The organism is Nostoc sp. C052 (genome assembly GCF_013393905.1).
In the GTDB taxonomy this organism is placed as follows: domain Bacteria; phylum Cyanobacteriota; class Cyanobacteriia; order Cyanobacteriales; family Nostocaceae; genus Nostoc.
This window is the reverse complement of record NZ_CP040272.1, coordinates 976,858-1,000,174: the sequence shown is the minus strand read 5'-3', so window position 1 is coordinate 1,000,174 and position 23,317 is coordinate 976,858. Positions and strand designations below refer to the sequence as shown.

At 40.5% G+C, this 23,317-nt stretch carries 20 protein-coding genes and 3 tRNA genes; 9 read left to right on the top strand and 14 right to left on the bottom strand.

All coding sequences use genetic code 11. From position 1 onward, the window contains the following. The first annotated feature begins 142 nt into the window (after positions 1-142). Positions 143-343: a hypothetical protein gene (locus tag FD723_RS04250; protein ID WP_094327414.1), complete on the top strand. Its 201-nt coding sequence runs from the start codon at positions 143-145 to the stop codon at positions 341-343. Between the two features lie 7 nt (positions 344-350). Continuing rightward, positions 351-767 (top strand): retroviral-like aspartic protease, encoded by a 417-nt coding sequence (locus tag FD723_RS04245; protein ID WP_179064225.1) that lies wholly within the window; start codon positions 351-353, stop codon positions 765-767. 166 nt (positions 768-933) lie between these two features. Here FD723_RS04245 and FD723_RS42465 read toward each other — a convergent pair whose 3' ends face one another. The 11 genes from FD723_RS42465 to FD723_RS04195 all read right to left on the bottom strand — a co-directional run bounded on the left by FD723_RS42465 (position 934) and on the right by FD723_RS04195 (position 10,608). Continuing rightward, the gene (locus tag FD723_RS42465) at positions 934-1,068 is read right to left on the bottom strand and encodes a hypothetical protein (protein WP_256875056.1); all 135 of its coding nucleotides are present in this window, start codon (positions 1,066-1,068) and stop codon (positions 934-936) included. A gap of 517 nt (positions 1,069-1,585) precedes the next feature. Further along, positions 1,586-2,155 (bottom strand): Uma2 family endonuclease, encoded by a 570-nt coding sequence (locus FD723_RS04240; protein ID WP_179064224.1) that lies wholly within the window; start codon positions 2,153-2,155, stop codon positions 1,586-1,588. A 117-nt stretch (positions 2,156-2,272) separates the two neighbouring features. Continuing rightward, the gene (locus tag FD723_RS04235) at positions 2,273-3,799 is read right to left on the bottom strand and encodes a slipin family protein (protein WP_179069024.1); all 1,527 of its coding nucleotides are present in this window, start codon (positions 3,797-3,799) and stop codon (positions 2,273-2,275) included. Positions 3,800-4,398: 599 nt separating this feature from the next. Then, positions 4,399-4,474: transfer RNA gene (locus tag FD723_RS04230), tRNA-Ile, on the bottom strand. Positions 4,475-4,668: 194 nt separating this feature from the next. Then, a complete protein-coding gene (locus tag FD723_RS04225) occupies positions 4,669-5,775 on the bottom strand; it encodes a reverse transcriptase family protein (RefSeq protein ID WP_179064223.1) in 1,107 nt (368 codons plus the stop codon). Positions 5,776-6,167: 392 nt separating this feature from the next. Beyond that, positions 6,168-6,242, bottom strand: a tRNA-Ile gene (locus tag FD723_RS04220). A 3-nt stretch (positions 6,243-6,245) separates the two neighbouring features. Next, positions 6,246-6,318 (bottom strand) — tRNA-Met (locus tag FD723_RS04215). Between the two features lie 334 nt (positions 6,319-6,652). Beyond that, on the bottom strand, positions 6,653-8,239 hold the full coding sequence (locus FD723_RS04210) for an NAD(P)/FAD-dependent oxidoreductase (RefSeq protein WP_179064222.1): 1,587 nt from the start codon (positions 8,237-8,239) through the stop codon (positions 6,653-6,655). A 311-nt stretch (positions 8,240-8,550) separates the two neighbouring features. Further along, positions 8,551-8,895: a hypothetical protein gene (locus tag FD723_RS04205; protein ID WP_179064221.1), complete on the bottom strand. Its 345-nt coding sequence runs from the start codon at positions 8,893-8,895 to the stop codon at positions 8,551-8,553. Between the two features lie 61 nt (positions 8,896-8,956). After that, the gene (locus tag FD723_RS04200) at positions 8,957-9,535 is read right to left on the bottom strand and encodes a hypothetical protein (RefSeq protein WP_179064220.1); all 579 of its coding nucleotides are present in this window, start codon (positions 9,533-9,535) and stop codon (positions 8,957-8,959) included. 236 nt (positions 9,536-9,771) lie between these two features. Beyond that, on the bottom strand, positions 9,772-10,608 hold the full coding sequence (locus FD723_RS04195) for an oxidoreductase (RefSeq protein ID WP_179064219.1): 837 nt from the start codon (positions 10,606-10,608) through the stop codon (positions 9,772-9,774). A gap of 676 nt (positions 10,609-11,284) precedes the next feature. Here FD723_RS04195 and nifE point away from each other — a divergent pair. After that, positions 11,285-12,673 carry a nitrogenase iron-molybdenum cofactor biosynthesis protein NifE gene (gene nifE, locus FD723_RS04190; RefSeq protein ID WP_179064218.1) on the top strand — a complete coding sequence of 463 codons (1,389 nt, stop codon included), beginning with the start codon at positions 11,285-11,287 and terminating at the stop codon, positions 12,671-12,673. Positions 12,674-12,815: 142 nt separating this feature from the next. Here nifE and FD723_RS04185 read toward each other — a convergent pair whose 3' ends face one another. Beyond that, entirely contained in the window at positions 12,816-12,977 is a 162-nt protein-coding gene (locus FD723_RS04185) for a hypothetical protein (RefSeq protein ID WP_179064217.1), read from the bottom strand. A gap of 27 nt (positions 12,978-13,004) precedes the next feature. Between FD723_RS04185 and FD723_RS04180 the strand changes: the two genes are divergently transcribed. Together FD723_RS04180 and FD723_RS04175 are read left to right on the top strand one after the other, a co-directional pair. Continuing rightward, entirely contained in the window at positions 13,005-13,802 is a 798-nt protein-coding gene (locus tag FD723_RS04180) for a trans-aconitate 2-methyltransferase (protein ID WP_179064216.1), read from the top strand. Positions 13,803-14,360: 558 nt separating this feature from the next. After that, the gene (locus tag FD723_RS04175; protein WP_179064215.1) at positions 14,361-14,786 is read left to right on the top strand and encodes a hypothetical protein; all 426 of its coding nucleotides are present in this window, start codon (positions 14,361-14,363) and stop codon (positions 14,784-14,786) included. 104 nt (positions 14,787-14,890) lie between these two features. Here the strand turns inward: FD723_RS04175 and FD723_RS04170 are convergent, their stop codons facing one another. After that, positions 14,891-15,775 carry a glycoside hydrolase family 75 protein gene (locus FD723_RS04170; protein WP_179064214.1) on the bottom strand — a complete coding sequence of 295 codons (885 nt, stop codon included), beginning with the start codon at positions 15,773-15,775 and terminating at the stop codon, positions 14,891-14,893. Positions 15,776-16,090: 315 nt separating this feature from the next. Further along, the gene (locus FD723_RS04165; RefSeq protein WP_179064213.1) at positions 16,091-17,356 is read right to left on the bottom strand and encodes a calcium-binding protein; all 1,266 of its coding nucleotides are present in this window, start codon (positions 17,354-17,356) and stop codon (positions 16,091-16,093) included. Positions 17,357-18,051: 695 nt separating this feature from the next. On the opposite strand from FD723_RS04165, the gene FD723_RS04160 reads away from it, so the two are divergent. From FD723_RS04160 to FD723_RS04145, 4 genes are all read left to right on the top strand, one after another. After that, positions 18,052-20,247, top strand: a complete 2,196-nt coding sequence (locus FD723_RS04160; protein ID WP_179064212.1) for an ATP-binding protein — start codon at positions 18,052-18,054, stop codon at positions 20,245-20,247. Positions 20,248-20,396: 149 nt separating this feature from the next. Then, the gene (locus FD723_RS04155) at positions 20,397-21,044 is read left to right on the top strand and encodes a class I SAM-dependent methyltransferase (protein WP_179064211.1); all 648 of its coding nucleotides are present in this window, start codon (positions 20,397-20,399) and stop codon (positions 21,042-21,044) included. Between the two features lie 184 nt (positions 21,045-21,228). Next, positions 21,229-22,152 carry a polyphosphate kinase 2 gene (gene ppk2, locus FD723_RS04150; RefSeq protein WP_179064210.1) on the top strand — a complete coding sequence of 308 codons (924 nt, stop codon included), beginning with the start codon at positions 21,229-21,231 and terminating at the stop codon, positions 22,150-22,152. Positions 22,153-22,317: 165 nt separating this feature from the next. Further along, positions 22,318-23,199 carry a DUF5677 domain-containing protein gene (locus FD723_RS04145; protein ID WP_179064209.1) on the top strand — a complete coding sequence of 294 codons (882 nt, stop codon included), beginning with the start codon at positions 22,318-22,320 and terminating at the stop codon, positions 23,197-23,199. The last annotated feature ends 118 nt before the right edge of the window (positions 23,200-23,317 follow it).

Genomic DNA, 23,317 nt, shown 5'->3' with positions numbered 1-23,317 from the left:
GCACTTTTGATCCCATCCCTCGCATAAGGTGCGTTATTGTAAAACACAACGCAGCATAACCTCAAATTTACAAAACTGATACCGCAGCTTGATAAAATTTGTGGAAAGATAGAAATGTTGATTCATCTCCAGCATGACAATTATGAACGCCGTAGAGCTATTTCCTACCCTGCGAAATTTAACTCGTGCAGACAAACTGAAAGTTATGCAGTTTCTAGTTTCAGAGTTATCTAGGGATGAGGAACCATCATTAGAGCAAGGAGCAACTTACCCTATTTGGTCGCCACTTAATTCCCACGCAGCTGCACATCAACTTGCTCAACTGCTAGAGTCAGACGAGTAAATGCACAATGGTTAATCCTCAAAGATTTTTCTTTACAGAGGGATACGATACATTTGGTGTTCCTGATGCGCTGCCAAAGCTACCATTAGTATTAGACTATCGTAACTCATCAGTAGACGTTTCAGGCTTGTTAGATACTGGAGCAAGCGTCAGCGTTCTGCCATATAGTATTGGTATTCAACTAGGCGCAATTTGGGAAGAACAGACGATTTCTGTAAGGTTGGCTGGTAATTTGGAACCCGTTGAAGCAAGAGGTTTGCTTGTATCTGCTCAGATTGGATCGTTTGAGCCTGTTCGCTTAGTTTTTGCGTGGAGCTTGTCTAATGATGTACCTTTGTTGCTAGGACGTATGAACTTCTTTTTGGAGTTTGATGTGTGTTTCTATCGTTCACAACTGGTATTTGATGTGTGTCCACAGTCGTAATGCGATCGCATCCCTCCCATAAGGTGCGTTGTCGCAAATGATCCGGCTCTCAACAATGAGGCATTTATTGCAGCAATAACTGGTATAGAAATTATAGCAGCAATTACCAGGCGATGCCTGCGGCAACCCCTGCGGGGAAAGCGCAGTGGAAGTATTAGCATTAAAGCTAACGTAGAATCAACAAGGCATTACTTAAATTAGATATCTCTTGAGGCACGTCGTTAGGTACAGGTAAAAAACCTAGCTGGGTGTAAAATCCTCGTGTCCCCGTACCAGGAAGAACGTAGATTGGCTTAGTCACCACTTCGGAAAGATACTGAATACATTGAGAACCGACACCTTAATAACGGTACGCGGGATGAACATATAACTCATTTAGGATAGAGTAAGTACTTCGACAGGTCACTCTAATGTATGCAATGGCGTGAGAACTATTAACAGCAATCCAATATCTCCTTTGATTGTTTAAGTAACTTAATAAGATAAAATAGGTTGCTGTAAGAACTAGAACAATAACTCCTATAATGAACTGATCTATAAATATATCAAGTAGAAAACCGAATGGATTTTTGAGTAATTGCCCAACAGATAGTAATATATCTGGACAACGAAGTATTAGGAGAAAAGCAAAAATAGCAGGAGCTAAATGTATAACTCTCTGTATCATTAGTACATAAAGTGTCTGTGAATCCCTAATGTTCTGCACCGAACGAATTACGAAGTTAGTTTGTGAGTTGTTAGATTGATTCATCTTGAACACCAATTCAAATTGATTAGTGCAATTAAATTGAGGATGAGATAGGTTGAGTTGAGGCAATTTACTCAAAAACAACGCCGCGATAAATTTCCGCCATCGGCAATTCAATATTCACTGAATCCAAAGGAATAGATAGCTCTAAACCACTAAATTCACTGAGCAACCAACCTTGAGCTTGCTTGCTATAGCGTTCTACAAAAGGTTCATCCTGTTCGACTAATAAATATTCCCTAAAACTCCCAATTGAACGATACATCCGAAATTTACTAAGTCGGTCGTAATCTGCGGTGGAAGGAGATAGAACTTCAACAATCAGCGTAGGATTCAAGACTTCATCTAAACGTTCAGCATTTAATTGCGGTTCACCGTCAAAAATCATCACATCTGGATATACCCCACGTCGATGTTCGGGAATCCACAGCCGTAAATCGCTGTTAATTGGCTCAAATTGAGTATCACGCAGCAAAAACTTGAAAAAGGCAAAAATATTGCCACCGATGCGGCTGTGTTTAAGCGTTCCTCCGGCCATAGGTACAATTTCTCCATCTCGATATTCGCTGCGTCCTTCGGCTTTTTCTTCGATCGCACGATATTCATCCAAGCTGTAGCGGCGCGAGATGGTAGAAATCATAGGTGGTAGGCGAATCGCATTGGCTATTAAGACAACAATATTATTTTGTCACATATTTGCTTCTGAGGTAGGAGTTAGATTTGTGATTGATAAATCATGCTAACTTTATTGATGCCATCACTGTGGATTCATCCGAATCAAGTCTGTTAAAATATTATCCAAGCTGCCGTTAACTTGAATGCGATCGATCTTCTCTGCAATCCTCTCTAATACTTCGAGTTCCTTCAAACGCAATGCCACGGGGTTATCCTCCATCACTCTGGCGGTGTTTAGCATACTGCGGGTAGCAGCAGTTTCTTCTCTACGTCTGACTACGTTGGCTTGAGCGGCTTTTTCTGCCTCGACTACCTTGCTCAAAATACTCTTAATCTCACCAGGTAAAATAATATCTTTCACACCTACAGAATCTACTTCAATTCCATAGTCTGCGGCTTTTTGGCGGATGTATTCAGAGATGCTTCTATCAATTGCACCTTTATCTTCTAATAAACCATCTAAGTTGCGTTCGCCGACTGCACCACGCAAAGCAAACTGTAATTCTTTGTACAAGAACCCAGAAATATCTGATAACCCGTTTTTTGCCCTCAATGGGTCTTGGATGCGGAAGCCAGCCGTCAAATTCAACCGCAGAGGTACTTTATCTTTAGAGAGGATGTCTTGACCAGATACTTCCATATTTTGGAGTCGCAGGTCAATGACTTCGGTTTGAAAAGAGCGGCCAAATAACCACCAAGCATGTACTCCTGGCGATCGCTGTCCTTGAAACTCTTGATTAATGTATACTAGTCCCACATGCTGGGCGGGAACTTGGCAAATATGCAAACAGTTACGACTGAGCAATTTCACTTCTGCTGAACCCTCAACCAACTCAGCCACTAAAGCAGGCTGTAACTGAGCATCAGCGCTGATGTCCAGAATTTCCACTTCAACACCCTGCCAAAATAGTTTGCGGCTTGTAGGCGGCAAAATAGAAATCACTTTACCTCGGTATCGCACAATTGCAACTTGTGAAGTCAGTAATTGCACGGTTTGACAGTAAGCAGCAATAAAATCGGGATGTTTTTCAATGAGTACATCTTCTAGGGGAAAATCTGGGTTAGGGATAATTCGACTGAGAGTTCGGACTGTAACATCTCTATCTACTGACCAAAAAGCATACTCTCCTGATTCTAGAGGTCGCACAAAATTATTTTGCAGATATAGCAAACCGATCTCAGACTCGGAGATTTGGAACTTCTTCAGTCCATTCAAGGTAACTGAGCGCAACTGCTGCACAAAAAAACTAGGCAATTCTAAGCTTTCTTCTAAGTTAAAGAGATGAGATTCTACCTCAATAAAACCACGCCAAAAAGCTCGTAATTGATTTGGTGCAATGTTTACCCAATTCTGACCGCAACGGACTAAAGCAGCTTGGTTGAATGCGGTTCTGATAATCAATAAATGTTGTTGCAGTTCCGCTTCGTGACTTCGCAACAACAATTCTAGGTTTTCAATCTGAGCTTGTGGCTGATTGAGGTCATAAATTTTGACTTGCCAATGCCGACCAAAATATGTATGTGTACCCGGCTGCAAGATTTTCTTAAAATCACTGCGATGATATAAGATGCCGATTTCGTTAAGTTTGATATAAAATGTTTGCCACATAGTAATTTGCATAAAGAATTTACTTGATATTTTAGGTAAGCTTTGCAATGCCTGGTTTGGGCGTAGCGATGTCTACGACGGGCTACGCCAACGCAACCAGCTAAGAAAATTTGATAACAACATTTATAACCTTGCTTGAACTCAAATACCACCTATGTCTTACATATCAATTCCTTGAGTAGACAAAGGCTAAAAGATTGGTTTTAGCTTCTTGTACTACTATATACTACAAAAGATTTATTTACTCTGCCAGTGCAGGTTTTTACTGTTCCGGTGCGGACAAAAGCTTCTCCAAAGCTGGATTAAGATTGCTGTTATTTTTCCTAAACTGCTCAATGGCAATCTAAAAAAAGAGAACCGCGCTCAAATATGCCGTTCGTTTGCCAATCTAGAATCCCGAAGGAAAACTAGATGTAGGAAACAAAGGGACATACTCAAGTTAGGGAGAGATACAGTTGCGCTAGCTCCTTTACTGTTATAAATACCTGCATAACAGAGTAGAAAAAACAAAAAGTTTTTTTTGATTGGGTCTTTTTCAACACCCAATAATTCTGCGGCCTTGTCCCTAACAAGGTGCCCGTACCCAAGGCGAGGGTTTTTGGGTGAAAGTATAGGAATCGAACCTATAACCAATCGGCGATACACCGATCGCTCTACCAAATGAGCTAACTTTCATAGTGAAATAGTTGAAAGTACTGGGCGGTATACGCTATTACCAGAGGTTAGCGTACCAGTCGGGTATACAGAACCCAAACTACAGCTTTGTGACTTTGTTGCTATCCCGGTTCAAATCTAGCACAAGAAAAAAGTAAAAGGACGAATTACATTCGCTTTGGCTAAACAAGATTTTTCTAGCAAAATAAGCAGATTTAAAAACGAACTTCATCAGTTTGGGAGTTACCATATTTCTGCTTGATGCGTTCCACGCTTGATTTAAATTCTGCACCTTTGTTCGGGTGAATCATTGCTACATAATTTGCAAATCCGGTAATTGCGGCAATTAAATTAGTTGATTTCCCCCAAGTTTTTCCTGATAAACCTTCTTGTTCAATTTGATATAGAGTTGCACGAAAGGCTTTTAATGTCTTTTTAGATATATTTAATTTTGTATTTACAATAACACCTGTTACTTCTTGCTGCATTGATTTATCGGCAATCTTGGTTTTATTATCATTAACGGTAAAACCTTCACTAGTAATAATAAATTTAGTGTTTTTAATCAAATTAGATATTTTGGACGATACATCCTCAGAAGCAGAAAATGTTAAATCGTCAGCGTACCGCGTATAGCAAAACCCAATATTTTCAGCGATCGCAGCAAGACGACTATCGAGATTACGGCAAACTAGATTAGAAATAGCGGGACTTGCAGGCGAACCTTGAGGTAAATGGCGGTTTTCTGAAGCTGTATAGTTAATTTGTCCATTTATTGCTATTTCAGCAGTCGTACAAATCAACCCGAAAATTGTCGCCGTAGGTTCTGAATAACCAAGCCCGCAAAATAATTCTTTGACACGGTTGTAAGAAATTGACTGAAAAAAATTCTTTAAATCAAGATTGACTATTACGTTTGCACCAATATGGGGTTTAGCATTGGTGACTATGGAACGATTTTTACAAAAGCCGTGCGCTGCATTATGAATTTCTAATTTCTCTAAAATATTCTCTAGAATCCACCTTTGAGCAGCTTTAAGTTCAGGCTTTGGTGCAGAAATGATTCTTTCTCCACCTGTCTTTTTTGAGATTTTGAAAGGGAGGTAATGTTTAATTAGGGATGTACTAGTTGCTAAAAACCGCAGTTTTTCTAGGCTGATTCCCATTGCGAAGGCTATTTCTTCAGGAGTATTATATTCAGCTAAACCATGCGATGCCTGCGGCGGGCGTAGCCATCGCAAAAGTGCTAAACTATCAATTTGCAACTTTTCTAGATTACTTTCAGTCGCTAATAGGTTAGTGCTGAGATTTTTGCTGGACATAATACAAAATATTTTTTTACTCTGCTAATGCAAGTGTTTACAGTTTAGGTGTGGGCAAAAGCTTCTCCAAAGCTGGATTAAGATTGCTGTTAATTTTCCCAAACTGCTCAATGGCAATCTAGAAAAAGAGAACCGCGCTCAAATATACCGTTCGATTGCCAATCCAGAATCCCGAAGGAAAACTAGATGTAGAAAACGAAGGGACATACTCAAGTTAGGGAAAAATGCAGTTGCGCTTGCTCCTTAACTGTGGCTACCGAACATCACCAGTGATGACCGACAGCAGAACACTTGCACCGCAGAGTTAAGAATAAGGAGGGGTCTCGAATCTGTTAAGATCCGTACCATATTGGCTACCTTGGAAGGGTATTGTCTTTTAACCCGGACAGGGTTGGGTGAAAGTATAGGAATCGAACCTACAACACATCGATTATAAGTCGATTGCTCTACCAGTGAGCTAACTTCCTGGGTGATTGATACAGGACTCGAACCTGTGACGCATCGATTATGAGTCGATTGCTCTACCAACTGAGCTAATCAAACGATATAGTTTAAAGTACTCGGCGGTATACGCTCATCACGCATGATAGCGCACCAGTTAGGCATACAGAACCTAAACCATAGCTTTGTAACTTTTTGACTATCCCAGTTCAAATTTAGCACAGGAAAAACTATCTGTGGTAGCGGCACAGCAATGCTTGCGCGTGTCAAACGAAAGCCAGGGCGAATGGAATTGCCTGCGGCACACTGCGTGAACGCGGCTACACAAACAAAGTCCGCCTCCGCGGACTAAAGAAAAATTGAGTGTTTGAAACCCGCCTCCGTGGCATCTCATGTCTGGGTTTATCAATTTCATATACTCGTAAAGCTTTCTTTGTCACCTTCTCATGATGGTTGTCATAATCTTAAAAAAGCCGAATGCTCCATTTAAAACACCTGCTGTTTTCACTCCACCCATCATCGCTCCCATAATGCCGAGTGAAAGTGTATCGACTCCGGTCAGGTATAGATTTTTAATTGGTGTTCTAGCCGCGATCCAGGATTGATCCAGGCGTTCAGGAATACAGGGAATGCCGAAGATAGCACCGCGATCGCTAGCATCAAAGTGTTCTACCGTCAGTGGAGTCGAGAGTTCGGCATACTCAATCAAATCCTGAAAGCCAGGATAGTGGCGCTCCACTAACTGAATCAGGGATTGGGTAATTTGGGCTTTCAGTTCAGTGTAATCCGTGCCTCGCCTTCGCCAGGATTGTTCCTGCCACTGCGAAAAGAAATCATAGTCAACGTAGGCAATGATTTCTGCCGTATGTCCCTCTGCTAATGGATCTTTCAGCGATGGAAATGATAAATAGCAGAATTTAGGTAAATTATCAGCAGAGATGGGTGGATCTTGGGTAATTGCATCGTGGTTATAGGTCGTGTAAATCCAATGGTTCTCACCCTGAAACCCTAGTTGCTGTGGACTCTCTTTTAACCCTAAATATACCGTCACCATACTGTTACTTTTTGGAAACGCTTGAATTTTCTGGCGCTCTGCCAGCGCGTAGTTGGGTGGAATCAGCTTCACATAAGTATTGAAGGCTCCGGCATCAGACACCACAATAGGTGCAAAGTACGTTTCCAAGTCTGCCTTGGTATGTGCTGTATCTTGGGCTTTCACTCCTACTGCCACCCCAGATTCCAACAAGATTTCTGTGACTCGGCGTTGGGTGATGACGACACCACCACCCTGTTCAATCACGGGAATAATGGCTTGGGCGATCGCCTTTGCCCCACCCACAGGATACCAGCCGCCCTTAAAATAATGGGTAACAATCGCACCATGAATGCCAAAGCAACTTTGGGATGGCGGTAAGCCATAATTTCCCCACTGGGAAGCCAGTAATGCTTTGAGTTGGGCATCTTGAAAATGTCTGTTCAAATAATGCTGGGTCGTTTGTCTAGCAATAGCCCCAAAATGACGAACAAACCGCCTGAGTAGAGGATGCAGCAATACCGGAAATAGCTCCAACATTGAATGCGCCCCAAACCAAAATGCTGCTTTCTGGACATCCTTAAAGTACCGCCGAATAGCTGTCTGCTCGCGAGGAAAGCGCTGGATTAGATCAGACTGAAAGCGATCGGGGTCAGAATAAACCTCAAAGGTGAAGTTCGGGTAGACAAATTTTTCAAACGGATCGGGCATCTTGTGCCAATTCAAATTGCCATTGGTGAGATAGTCAAACACAGCTTTACCAGTGTCTCCATCTCCCATATTTCCAACATAGTGCAGCCCCACATCCCAAAGAAATTTTCCCTTGCGCTCAAAGGTATGGGTGAATCCCCCAGGGGTGAAATGCTGTTCTAACACTAAAACGCTTTTGTGATAAAGCTTAGATAGGAGCGCGGCAACCGTCAACCCACCAATTCCAGAGCCAATCACAATTGCATCAAACTGCTGCTGTCGAGTTGTTGTTGTTAGCATAATTACTCTCACAAAGAATGTAGATGTTGTTGCTGTCAACTTCAAGTGAGTTACATTTTGTCAAAACAAATTAGATGCGTTTCCCCTGGGGATCTGAGTCTGTTTATGGAGAGCAAATCAAATAGGATTGCTGCACTAAGAAAAACGAAAATGCTAGCACTTATTTATAATGGTTTTTAACTAAATATCGTCTGAATTAAGTTGCAACATATCACGCATAAAAATTACCAGTCTTGGAAAGGTTCGATGAAATTCTTTTTCGTTATTGAACTGGTGACTTTCATAAAAGACATTGTTACCAGTAGATATTTCTAAAATATCCATCTCACAAGCTCCTGATCGCGCATAAAAATTACCAGTCTTGGAAGGGTTCGATGAAATTCTTTTTCGTTATTGAACTGGTGACTTTCATAAAAGACATTGTTACCAGTAGATATTTCTAAAATATCCATCTCACAAGCTCCTGACTCCCAAACTGTTACTCTACCAAGATGTAATGAACTTTCAAAATCAAGACGCATAGCTGAATTATCACTGGGTTCACAGTAGGTCAGTGTATATTTCAGCCGATAAGCAGCGAAACGCGATCTTAATCCTGGTTGAAATCGGTCAAAACCTCGTTCTAAAATTAGCTGTGTGAGTGGATTTAGATGCATTCCCAATATTGAGAGCAGGAGTATTATTAATTCTACCCTCCTCATGATTCATCCTTATGGCTCAGTCTGGAAAAGCCAGACCAGTCATGGGGTCACGGATATATAACCCTAATGTGAGACTACGCATTGCTTCATCCCAAATAGGTATTAATTGTTCTGCTTGATCTGCCCAATAATCGAATGTAATCAAGCACTGAACATTTGACCCCAAACCAATACAAGTTCGCGAAAAAGCTTCCCGTGGTTCTTCTTGAGTATCAATAAACTTGATCTCTGTCCAGACAATTCTGGCAGTTTGGCGCTTGATGGTAACAATTTCTCCTTTAGCAATGACGTTACGACTGTCGTCTTCCATGATTTTTTTCAAGGTGGGTTTTAGCGGAAACTGGCTCCAGTCGTTGGGTGGCAGACGATTAAAAGATACTTCTAGGCAGCAATCATCGTTAGGTGGTTTTTTATCCATGAACTTGAAAGATTTTTCTTGTGGCTCAAAAACCCAATCCTGGGGAACATTGAAGCGAACAGCACCTCTATCTGCTACAAAAATTTTGTAGCCTGATGGCGATTCCCAGCGATGATCGGGTTTGAGTTCAAGCGTTTCTTTAATCCACTGGAGATTGCTTTTCTTACGCTTTACCATAGTATTTTTGTTCTCTCTGCTGAAGAGGGCGTGGGCCATCGTAGATATCGCCGAAGTTGGGTAAGCTGTTACACATATAACTTGCATCATTAGGGCGGGCAAGATGCCCACCCCACAAGAGTTATATAAATTTTAGATATGCAAACTAGATGTGGTTTAGCTTAACAGGCGATCGCTTACTTTGTTAATATTACCAAATTCCCTAGTTAGAGAGACACGATAAATCGCCGTCTCTACTACCGTCGTGATGCTTGCTTAATCATAAATTGCATTAGGGAATCCATTAACCCATCACTGGCAAATTTGCGAAATGTCACCAAAAATGTTGCCCCACTTCCTGTTGCATACCGTGCCTTGGGTTTTTTCGCTTTGAGAGCTTTTGAGATTGTGTCTGCAATGACTTCGGGTTTAGATGCAAGTTTCTCGTCACTGGTGAAAGCTAATAATTTTGCTCCAGTTTGAGCCGCTGTTGCGTAGGCAGTGTTACCTGATGTCTGCAATAATTTGTCAACTGCGATCGCTCCCCACTCTGTCAGAGTTGCTCCTGGCTCCACAATAATCACATCAATTCCAAAGGGCTTAAGTTCCAGACGCAGACAATCACTCAGTCCTTCAACAGCAAATTTAGTTGAGTGATACCAACTACCCAAAGGCTCATAAATCTTACCTCCTATTGATGTAATATTTACAATCTTCCCAAAGGAGTTTTTTCGCATATATGGAAGCACTAACTGAGTTAGTCTTGCCAGTCCAAAGACATTTACTTCAAACTGATATTTAGCTTCCTCAATAGGAACATCTTCTAATGCTCCATAGGAGCCATAGCCGGCATTATTAACTAAAATGTCGATTCTGCCTGATTCACAAATAATAAAATCTACTGCTGACTTCATCGACTCGTCTTGAGTAACATCCAATTCCAGAACTTTTGCACCCTTAGCAGCTAAAGCTTGCAATTTGTCAATGCGTCGTGCAGATGCGTAGACTAAATAACCATCATCAAGAAGTTTTTCGGCTGTAGCCTTGCCAATTCCGCTAGAAGCACCTGTAATCAGAACTATTTTGTTCATCATTAACTTCCAGAAATTCAAATATTGTTATATGCAAGCTATTGTAAACTGTGGAGTATCCTTTAGAGGATGTTTAAAAAGTATTAGGCGAATAAAATTCGCTACTAAACAAACCAAGTCCACCTCCGTGGACTAATACAAAATCAAGGTTTTTTAACCCACGGAGGTGGTTAAAGTCTCGTGTAGCCGCGATTTATATCACCAGGAATTGAACGGTTGATTTGTGACAATTGCAAACCGCAGATTCGCGATTGATCGCAAATGATTTAGTATTGCCATGAGTATTTTTACAGTAAAAAATCAAAAAGTAAATCATTTTTGAAAATTATGCTAGGCTAACATTTAGAGAAGCTAAGAATAGCAAAAGCATTAACAAGTCTTATTTCCTACGGAAACAAGATATGTGAGAGGAGTTGGCTGTTTTACCTGAAAGTGTTAGTGCATCAGTTACTATTTTTTGTAACTCTTTGAAGAACGCAAAAAGTGTCCAGATAGGGAATTTACTACCTGTTAAAGTTTGTGTGGTGTGTTGTTTGCAACTCAGTTTTATCAAAGGATATGTTGTAATTGCCTTTATTTGGTAGAGTTTTTAAACTCAGCACGGGTTACACCCCGCGATGCTAACAGAATTCATCACTCTTCATCCCTTTTGTATTAATCTTCAGCGCGAGGCAAATACATGAAAAATACCCAAGGAACAATCAAGGAATTACTCAACGATACAGCTTGTGTACATAACCAAAAAAAATTGCACGAGAACAAAAAACTGTCTTGTAATAAAGCAGCACAACCAGGTGCAACTCAAGGGAATTGTCCTTTTGATGGGGCGATGGTTTCTGTGGGAGCAATTACTGATGCGGTTCATTTAGTGCATGGCCCTGTTGCTTGCACTCATAACCCTTGGGCAACTCATGGTAGCCTTTCATCAGGTTCTCAACTACACCAAATTGGTTTTACTACTAACTTTAGTGAAAATAATGTTGTTTTTGGTGGTGAAAAGAAGCTGTACAAAGCTATTCTCGAAGCTGTTCAACGCTACAATCCTGCGGCTGTATTTGTCTACGCTACTTGTGTTACTGCTTTGATTGGTGACGATATAGATAGCGTCTGTAAAACGGCTGCAAAGAAAATTGGTATTCCAGTTATATATGTAGATGCACCAGGATTTTTAGGTAGTAAAAATTTCGGGAACCGCATCGGCAATGAAACTTTATTGAGATATGTAATCGGAACGGCTGAACCAGAATTTACCACACCATTTGATATCAATATCGTTGGTGAATACAACGTTGCTGGTGAATTGTGGAATGTTTTACCACTGTTCAAGAGATTGGGTATACGCGTTCTATCCAAAATTACAGGTGATGCTCGCTATGAAGAAGTTTGCTATGCTCATCGTGCCAAATTGAATGTAGTAATTTGCTCGAATGTAGCAGTGCAAATGGCACTCTCAATGCAAGAAGATTATGGAATTCCTTATATTGAAGAATCTTTCTATGGCGTGGAAAACCTCAATCATTGCTTGCGAAATGTTGCAGCAACATTAGGTGATAAATATCTTCAAGAACGCACAGAATGGTTGATTGCAGAAGAAACAGCAGCCCTAGATATTGCCTTAGCTCCCTACCGTTCCCAATTAAAAGGTAAGCGGATTATCCTTGCTAGCGGTGGTGTCAAAAGTTGGTCACTTATTTTAGCAGCCAAAGACTTGGGAATGGAAGTTATTGCTACTACTGACAAAAAGAGTACAGAAGAAGAGAAAGCCAAAATTAAGCAATTGCTTGGTGAAGATGGCATGGTTTTGGCTGATGGAACTCCCCCGACATTACTAAAGGTACTCAAAAATACAAAAGCTGATGTGTTGATTGCTGGCGCTGGCAATCAATATACAGCACTGAAAGCACAAATTCCTTTTTTGGATATTAACCATGAACGTCATCATGCTTACGCTGGTTATGCGGGGTTAGTAGAAATGGCACAGGAATTGCATGAAGCCTTGTATAGTCCTGTGTGGCAGCAAGTCAGAAAACCTGCTCCTTGGGATGAAAAAATTAGCTGTAGGGTATAAAAGAGCTATTGGGTTGCATTGTGCGACTTTTATCTATTAGATACCCTTAGTAGGGGCAATACCCTGCGGGAAGCCACTCCGCACATGAATTGCCCCTACCTGAAAATTATGGTTTTGGTTATTGTTTGCGTAAGCTCTAGTTTTAACCAGCATGGTGCATCGGTGCGATCGCTGGTAAACTCAAATCAAGAGTGACGCTTAGTTTGTTAATGGTATCAAGTCGCAGTGCATTGCGCTTTGTATATTCCATTTGTCCTAATGCAGACTTGTTAAACTGTTGTCCAGGGCATAAGATAGCCAGCACTCAAAGAATAAACGACTGCATAAACCTATGACGGATGAGAGAAGTCAGTTAAGAAGTACTTTTAATCAGGTAGCGCTGCTGTATGATCAGGTACGCCCAGGATATCCAAAGGCACTTTTTGACGATGTGGTGTCTCTATCAGGAATAACTCCACAAGGAAGGATATTAGAGATTGGTTGTGGTACTGGTCAAGCAACTATAACTTTTGCGCGTCGAGGTTATCGTATCCTTTGTATTGAGCTTGGTGAAAATCTCGGCTTAGTTGCCCAACAAAAACTGGCTACTTATCCGCAAGTAGAAGTTTGTATTGGAGCTTTTGAGGATTGGTCAGTAGAAAAGAATGCTTTTAATTTAGTGATTGCGGCGACTGCTTTTCATTGGCTCGATCCCACAATTGCCTACGAAAAAACTGTCCAAGCGCTCAGTCCTGGAGGAGCGATCGCACTATTTTGGAATGAACACGTACACAGTGATGCTAGTAATGGCTTCTTTGAGGAAGTGCAGGAGTTATATCGCCGCTTAGTTCCTGAAATATTTAAGGATGACTTGCTTCTTCGTCCTGAGCATGAAGTACCTACTAAAACGTGCGAAATTGAGCAAACAGGCCTCTTCGGTGAAGTGACATATCGTTCTTATCGATGGGATGCAGAATATGATACTGCGACATATCTCAACCTATTAAATACCTACTCTGGGCATCTAAGTTTAGATAGCCTTAAAAAGGCGCATTTTTTCAATGCGATCGCTGAGTTAATTGATGATAAATTTAATGGTCACATTACCAAAGGTTACTTAACTACTTTGTACCTAGCCCAGCGATTGTAATCTGAATTAAAGACCTTTTGCAAAAGTCCCTAACACTCCTCCCCTTGTTAAGGCTATCGTGTACACACAAATCGGAGTTACTTTGAAATCCGGGTTTTACCCCCTTAATCCTCCCTTACAAAGGCTACGGTGTACACACAAGTCGAAACTCAAATGCGGGGTGGGGTTATTGATTTTTGATTTATGCAAGAGGTCTTTAGTAAGCAAAATGGCTTATGACTTACTCAAAATAAGCTTTTACTTACTCATTTTGGTGTTTTCCGCAAGTAAAATGAGCTTTTACTTACTCAAAATAAGCTTTTACTTTCTCATTTTAGTGTTTTCCGCAAGTAAAATAAGCTTTTACTTACTCATTTTGGTGTTTTCCGCAAGCAAAATAAGCTTTTACTTTCTCAAACCCCAGTTTGCTTTCTCATTTCAGTATTTCGCGCATTTATGATAAATATCGCATTTGTAGCAAAAACCATTGCAGATTTGCCAGAATTCTCTCAGGCTGATCTATACGTAAATTTTTTAAGGTAAAGAATATTAACCGTACTGTATTACAAGGTGCAGATCGTGGCTCGTAGAAAAAGAACTTCCCTAATGTTAGAAAGAGCAGTGCGTCGTGCGGCTAGCATAAACTCTATTGATCCGAATTTAGATTTAGGCAATGGACTTACTTTACCTGCCTTCTCAACCCTGATCGAAACGATGCGAACTAGAGAAAATGCCTACAACACTGCTCTTTCCACTTTGGATAAATTATATCGTGAGATGCTAGAAACAGAGAGCGAGTTGGGAGATATGACAGAACACATGTTAATGGCAGTTGCAACTCGATATGGCAAAAGCAGTGTCGAGTACGGTATGGCAGGAGGAATTCCTAAAAATCAGCGTCGTAAACGACTACGAGGCGACTCACCAACTCTCAGCACTGAGCAACCATCATTCGTAGCCAGTGTGGAGAGTAAAAATGGAAAGAAACCAGCAGTGACAACTTAGAATGTGCGCTATTACTCAAAATGAAGGGAACAGAGAATAGAGCGCGTTGTTCTTTATTCCCTGTTCCCTTTCTCTACGAGTGATTTAGAAATCCAATCGGATTATTATAGAGACTTTATCCGTTCTATCCCACCCCATATTTCAAAAAGCCGTTTAGTTTCAGCTTCTATTTCTGAAATTTTTCTTGGCTGGCCATTCCCCGAACCTGGAAAAACAACATAAACAATGTCTTTCGGAATTCCTCGTCTGACTCTTGAGCGGATCAATGGATCGTTTCCCAGAGCATGAGATAGAGCAATTGAACCCTCTCCTATCTGGTTTTTAGGGCCAATATCAGCATAAATTGCAAAAGCAAGTTTTTCGTTACTAGTGTTGTAAACAACTGCAAAATCTCCTAATTTAACGCCTGTGAGCTTTGTAAACTCACTATTTCCCGGAAGAACGATATATGGAATTTTTGTAGAATCAACATATCGCCGTGGATCGTGTTTAACAAATCCAGAATCAAATAATGCAGTTGTAGAAATATAGTATCCAGGATATGGATCGGTGCTGCTCTGAATAAAAGGATTGCCATTTTGATTTACAACTACTGCCCACCAGTTACCAAGATTTCCAGCATTTGCCAAAAAATCAATTCCTGTATCTGCTGGATGATAAGCATTAGGCGCACCATCAGCATTAATGCTCATACCTGATTCATAAAAAATTGCAGATTCTCCGTCTGCTTGTTTAATCGAAATTTCACCAATTTTAATCAGAGTATTGATCGGAAAATCTGTAATCTTACTAAGAAGTTTTTGAGATACAAAACCTTCTAAAATTTTCCCTTCGAGAATAGTTGCAACCTTAAACCACTTATCATCATCCGAATTTTCGATTTTAGATACTATATGTGATTTTGGAAGAACCCCGATTAGGTTGGTGTCGTTAACAATAGGTGATGAACGTATATTTAAAGTATCTGATGTTACTTTATATTGCTGCATAGATGACTCCAAATTGAAAAATTTAAAAAGCAAATTTAGTAATGTCGTTTGCAATCATGTTGCTACTTTCTCTCTGAAAGAGAGCTACCCCTACTTTGTTGATGGTATCAATTTAGTAGAGTAAGTTGTCACTTGTGTAACACACTACATCAATAATGTATCCTAAAAACAAACGCGATCGCCTGAATTGATACACTACATAAAATTTCCGTGCTAAAAATCCCCCAAATCCTGATTTCAAAAGGGTTTGGGGGATATTCTATTTTAGATTTTCACAGATTTTATGTAGCTAGGCGATCGCGTCAACTCCAACCTTTACCCCAAATTTATTGAACCTGTATACCCTTTGATAATTCCCAAAGAACCACTACATGAACTAATTAGCGTATCATTTCCTACCTGGCTGAAGCTGGCATTTAAACCACTGACATTTAAGCGATCGTTGCTACCAAAGCCATAAATAGTAGCAAAGCCACTACTTCCCAAAATTATTGTATCTGTATCTCTCTTTTGACCCAAGTAGACTGTATCATTCCCCCCGCCTCTTACTTCAATAGATGAACCAAACAGGTTTGTATCTTTACTTAAAGAATTTGGCAGACAAACCGTTTCTCCTCGCAGATTGATTACATCATTTCCATTTCCACTATAGATAGTGTCATCACCTGAACCAGCAAAAATTAAGTCATTACCTGAGCCAGACCTAATAGTACTATTCGTATCATTTGTAACAATTGTGTTATTGCCATTACCTGCAAAAATTTTTGCAGAACTTGAGTTAGAGATTCCAGCAGCAAGAATAAAATCATCACCGCTACCGGTTTGAATTGTGGTTTCGCCATAAGGAACAACAGCAATCTGATTATCACCATTCCCAGCTTTGATAGTCTGGTTATATGATGGTAATTTTGCGTCAAAAATATAAGTCAATATTGAAGCATCACTGCTAATAACATCATTTCCTGAGCCTGTATTGATGTTAGCATCTCCGCTTCCCAGCAAAATTAAGTTATTACCCTTTCCGGCATTAATGGTTCGGTTAGAAAATCCACTTAAAGAGAAAATATCATCGCCCGATCCGGCTGAAACAACTAACTTAGAAATTGACTCTAAGCCAATAATATTACCATCAGTATCGAATAGATAATTTCCACCATAATCGTCTAAAAAGTTGTTTCCACGGCCCAAAGAAATTGTGTAATTGCCTGATCCTAAACTGACGTAATCATCTCCTGCTCCAGTTCGAACAATTGCATCAAAATCACTAGAACTACAAGGCAGTGGACTAGTTTGCAAAACCTGACCACTAAAAATGCTAGAATCAAAATTAAAAATTGAATCTACCTTTCTCCCTAGTAAGACAACATCGTTGTCATTTCCCGTAGTCACAACATTTTTGTTACCTTCTACAATCAACCAGTCTGGATTAGCAGTACCTAAAATTTTTTGATTATTATCTGAAATAACTTGTTCAGTATAATTAATTCCACGAAAAAATTGTGTTGTCATCAACATTTCCTTTATAGCTAAATCTAATGTAGCGAAGACAAAAAATGACGTAGATGAGCTATTATTCTGCAAAAATATATAAAATCCGGTGAATCTCAAAAAATCTTTCTCAGAATTATAAATTACACTTTACAAACATCTTTGAATATATTTACCTTGTTCCCAGTCTGCAACTGGAAATACCTATTGGTGTGGCAAGGCTAAAATGTTGCAAAAAAATTGTAGGTTGGGTGGCAATACTACTCGGGTTTTGCATTTTGAACTCAGAATTTGGTTTGGGGAAAAGCTTAAAGGGGAAGGGTTAAAGGTTTTTTCTTTCCCTTTTCCCCTTCCCCTTTTCCCGTTAACCAACAATTATTGGGTTGGGTGGAGGCTTTGCGTAACCCAACATCCTGATATCTACTGCAATACTGTTCGGTTAAGACAAGAGACGCGATGAATCGCCGGCTCTACAATAATTTCTAGGATCTTTGCACTCTACAATTTCCATCAAAAAACCTTAACCGAGCCGTATTGATCTCTGTTGGGTTGCGCTCTGCTCCGCCCAACCTACGTCTGTATACACTTGTGTGTACACCGTAACCTTTTAGGAGAAAGGTCAATGTATTGCATCCAAACGAGAACCGCTGTATGACAGTGTTTTGCACTTTGCTACAAAGCACTACCATAGTGTCCTCGATTTGAAAAAATTTAAACAAAGGTAAATATGTGGACATCTTGGGAACTATAGAAGTAAATAAAATTAGCAAAGCTTTCAGCTTCCAGCAATGAAGATCCACTATCTCAGTAAAGGTAAAGCGTTCCCGTTACAGATTGTTCTTGTTGTTCCCTTCCTGATCCAAATTTTTGGAGCGGTCAGTTTAGTGGGTTATTTGTCCTTTAAAAATGGGCAAAGAGCAGTTAACGATCTAGCAGGACAGTTGATAGATCGCACAACTGAGGTAGTGGATGAACACCTAAAGTCTTATCTTTCTATTCCGCAAACCCTGAATCAGATCAATGCAGATGCTATCCATAGGGGACTCTTGGATGTACGCGATCGCCAAACCCTAGGCAAGTATTTCTGGGATCAGATGCAGGCTTATGATCTGACTTATATTGGTATCGGACTAACAACAGGTGAGGGTCTTGGAGCCGCTCGTTATGACGGCAAGACGATCACCATTGATGATTGGACTGCCAAACTTCCCAATAATACTGTCACTTATGCCACAGATAATCAAGGTAATCGAACTCAGGTTAATGCTCGATGGGATTGGAACAATTTCAAGGAATCTTGGTATACTCAACCCATCGCTGCTGGTAAACCTATTTGGGCAAAGATTATAACTGGAAATTATCCTACTGGCCCTTACATAGCTGCTTCTGCCAGTCGTCCCATTTATGATACGCAAAATCGCTTACTAGGCATGATTGCCTGCGATATCCATCTGCTGAAACTCAGCGATTTTTTACGCAGTTTGAATATTAGTCAGTCTGGGCGGGTGTTCCTTTTGGAGCGCGATGGCACATTAATCGCCAGTTCTGGTACAGAGAAACCTTTTCTCCTCGTCAATCAAGAAATCCGGCGATTGCGGGCGATTAACAGTTCCGATCCACTCATCCAGAACATTGCCAGAAACCTCCAAACCTCTGAATTTAGGTCTATCAACAAAGATAGAGATTTTCAACTTGAGGTGCAAGGAAAACGGCATTTTGTCAATGTTGTACCTTGGCGTGATAAGTATGGCTTAAATTGGCTGATGGTTGTGAGTGTGCCAGAAGACGCATTCATGGCGCAAATTAACTCCAACACACGTACCACGATCACGCTTTGTTTAGGTGCATTAGGCATTGCCTCAGTAATGGGTGTGTTTACTTCCCATTGGATTGTACGCCCAATTCTGCGCCTGAATCGGGCAAGTGAGGCAATGGCATCTGGTAATTTAGCTCAAACAGTAGAAACTAGCGGCATTCAAGAACTTAATACCCTGTCTAACTCTTTCAACCACATGGCAGGACAATTGCACGAATCGTTTAGTGCATTAGAGAAAAGCAAAGAAGAACTAGAATATCGGGTAGAAGAACGCACTACTGAACTCAAAAATGCCTTAGGAGAATTGCAACGTACTCAATCTCAAGTTATTCAAAGTGAAAAAATGTCTAGTCTAGGACAACTAGTCGCTGGAGTCGCACACGAAATTAATAATCCAGTCAACTTTATTCATGGCAACCTCGCCCATGTAGAGGAATATACCCAAGATTTATTAGCATTTGTGCAATTGTATCAGCAATATAATCCCAATCCGGCGGCTGAAATTCAAACCGTTGCCGAAAACATCGATTTGGAGTTTTTACAAGAAGACTTGCCAAAAATGTTGTCTTCTATGAAAGTGGGAACCGAGCGCATTCGCCAAATTGTACTATCTCTGCGTAACTTCTCGCGTATCGACGAAGCAGAATTCAAAAGTGTTGATATTCATGAGGGCATCGACAGTACCTTGATGATTTTGCAACATCGTCTCAAAGCTAAACCAGAACAACCTGAAATTGAGGTGATCAAAGACTACGGTTCTGTACCTTTAGTAGAATGCTATGCTGGGCAACTCAATCAGGTATTTATGAATATTTTAGTGAATGCAATTGATGCCTTAGAAGAAAATAATACTAAGTATACCTATCAGGAAATCAATGATCATCCCAGTCGGATTAAGATTCGTACATCGGTAATTAATTCCAGATGGGTAGAAATAGCGATCGCGGATAATGGAGTTGGTATTTCTCAAGAATTTCAGCAACGAATATTCGATCCCTTTTTTACCACCAAACCCGTGGGTAAAGGCACTGGAATGGGTATGTCCATCAGCTACCAAATCATCACAGAAAAACATGGCGGTAAACTGGAGTGCTTCTCAACTGCTGGACAAGGAACCGAGTTTATCATTCAAATCCCTCTCTGCTTGAAAGTTCATGCAGTGGTTTAACAAATTACGAATTATTTTAATTATGCCTAGCCTGGAGAGCGTATAAATACAATTGTCAAGTCATCTAAGTAGTACTATAATATACAAGGTTTGGGCGTTAACACACCGCCATCTGAACAGATACTTAAAAGAAGTAGTCTAAAAAATCTATGCAGATACATCAGGTAATTGAAACCTACGATCAAGGAGCATTGGATTATGACGCAATTTTAAAGCGTTACTGGCACATCGAACGCGAACCCCTAATTGCTTCCTTGCAGCTGAAGCCCGGACAAACCGTACTGGATGCGGCGGTAGGAACTGGTCTTAATCTTCCAGCCTATCCTGAAGGTGTGCATGTCGTCGCTGTCGATCTTTCTCATAAAATGATGGATGAAGCACGTAAAAAATGCGTATCCGCAGACATCACCTTCAAGGTATCGGATCTCTGCAATCTGGATTTTCCTGATAATAGCTTTGATGCCGCAGCGTCGGGATTTACCCTCTGTGTCGTTAGCGATCCAGTCCGCGCTCTTGCAGAGATTTTACGAGTTACTAAGCCTGGTGCATTGATTGCCATTCTCGATTACTGCAAATCGCAAGATCCAGAAGTTCAGAAATGGCAAGAGTTAATATCTGATGCTGCTTCACAGCTAGGCTTCCCAACTGGCAAGATCAAGTGGGATGCTTTGATGGATTACGACGAATTGATTTACAACAGTCAGCTGACCATTGAAGTACTTGCAGACGATCGCATTGAAAGTCCAAACCCGTTCTCGTGTGGTTGTCAACTACTACTGAAAAACTCAAAAAGTTAAAGACGTGCGATCGCATATCTTACAGCTATTTTCAAGTAAATAGACCACGCGGTAGGGAACAGCATTGCTGTGCCCCTACGATAGATGTGGTTCAAATACATGAAAACTGCTGTAAGGTATACATTTTATAGATAAACATAGGTAAACTCTAATTATGCCAATTAGTTAGCATGGAATAGCTGTAATGTCAATTGATGAAGTTAAAAACCAACAAAATAATGATCTAGCTCAACCCGCTACAGACTTAAGAGAAAGCCTAGTAAAGATAAAAGACAAGAAAAAATCTAAGAAATCCAAACGAATTTTTGATGGTAGCACAGAAGCTTTTGCCAAAAAAATTCCCAAAAAGACTTTTGAGACTGAACTAGAGCAACTCCAGATTGAACTAGTCAAAATGCAATACTGGATTAAGCACGTCGGCTATCGGGTTGTCGTCATATTTGAAGGGCGCGATGCTGCCGGCAAAGGAGGAGTAATTAAGCGCATTGCCGATCCACTCAATCCTCGTGGCTGTCGTGTAGTTGCCCTGGGAACCCCCTCTGATCGCGAAAAAACTCAGTGGTATTTTCAGCGCTACGTGCAACATCTTCCAGCAGCAGGTGAAATTATCCTCTTCGATCGCAGTTGGTACAACCGAGCCGGAGTTGAACGGGTGATGGGTTTTTGTACCGAAGCAGAATATCAAGAATTCATGCAATCTTGCCCAGAATTTGAACGAATGCTGGTGCGATCGGGCATTGTTTTAATCAAGTACTGGTTCTCCGTCAGCGATGAAGAACAAGAAAAACGCTTTCTTTCTCGCAGTCACGATCCAGCAAGACGCTGGAAACTCAGTCCAATGGATTTGGAATCACGCGATCGCTGGGTAGAATATTCCAAAGCCAAAGATACCATGTTTGCTTACACAAATATTCCAGAAGCCCCCTGGTTTACAATTGAAGCAGATGATAAAAGACGGGCGCGGCTCAACTGCATTCATCATTTGTTGAGCAAAGTTCCTTACGAAGACATGACACCTCCTCCCTTAGAGCTTCCCTCTAGACCTGTGGCTGAGGATTATGTCCGCGCTCCACGTAATGAGCAGTTCTTTGTCCCTCAAGTATATTAAGCAACATCACTGTTGTGTTGCAGCTTCTCGCTAATAATTGAATATAGGGAGAAGTCGAAAGGTATGTGCAATTTTATCTATGGGCGTTGCATAGACACCTACTCCTGTGAAGAAGCCGGATTTTGATAATAAATTCTTGTCGCAGCACTTTTTAAGTTAGACCTAATGACTGACACAGACTCGTCAAATATACGTAAAAAAACAGCACTACTCAGATTATTAACAGCTTTCAAACGAAAGCTCAATGAACAAATTAATCTTTGTCAAAGTATTGTTTTTGAATATGGCACAGTTGACGCAATTATGGACAATAATTTTTCTCAAGAGTATGTTGTACATGATTATGTATTTTACTGTTTTACCAAAGCGTGTAAAAGCTTGATGGCTGTATCAATTCTCCTTGAGAATCAACTACCTGAAGATGCGATGAGCTTATTACGTAGCGTCTATGAAAACTATCTGCACATCATATATGTGATCCAAAACCCAGAGAATATAGACGATTTTGTGCATAAGAAAATTGGTCTTTATACAGGGCGCTTACAGCATCCAGTTTCTCAAAAAGGACGAAAGTTATCAAATCAAGTTATAGATACTGAAACTGGCGAAACTTTATCCTATGGTATAGGTATATCAACTTTAGTTTCTCGAAGCAAGTATAAGTATGATCAAGCAGTTCATACAATCATGTTTCCATTCCTGAGTGAGCATACTCACCCTAATATGGTTGCTTCTGGCAATTATCGAGAGGATGATGACATACATTATTCCTATTGGGAAGCCTCAAACACTTTGCAAGCTACGTTTTTTGCCCTTTACATAAGTACACTAATTTTAAGTGAGTCATTAACTTTTGAAGCATTAGTTGAAGTAAAAGAAATCAAATATGAGTGCCGTCAGAGTATGAAGCTATGCAAGCGATTTCTTACTCTAATGGAGTTTCCAAATCAGTTTGACAGTTTACCAAACGATATACAAAATAGGCTCACTGAACTAGCCGATCATTTGAGTCGGCGTGAGCGTTGCTATTTGAAGCCATACATCTAATTGTTATGTGCTTCAATTTCGTAGACATCGCCTAGTTTATTGCTGAGTGAGGGCGTAGGCGTAGCTCGTCGTAGACATCGCAATTATAAAATCCCTAAATATGCAGTGTTTTTTTATG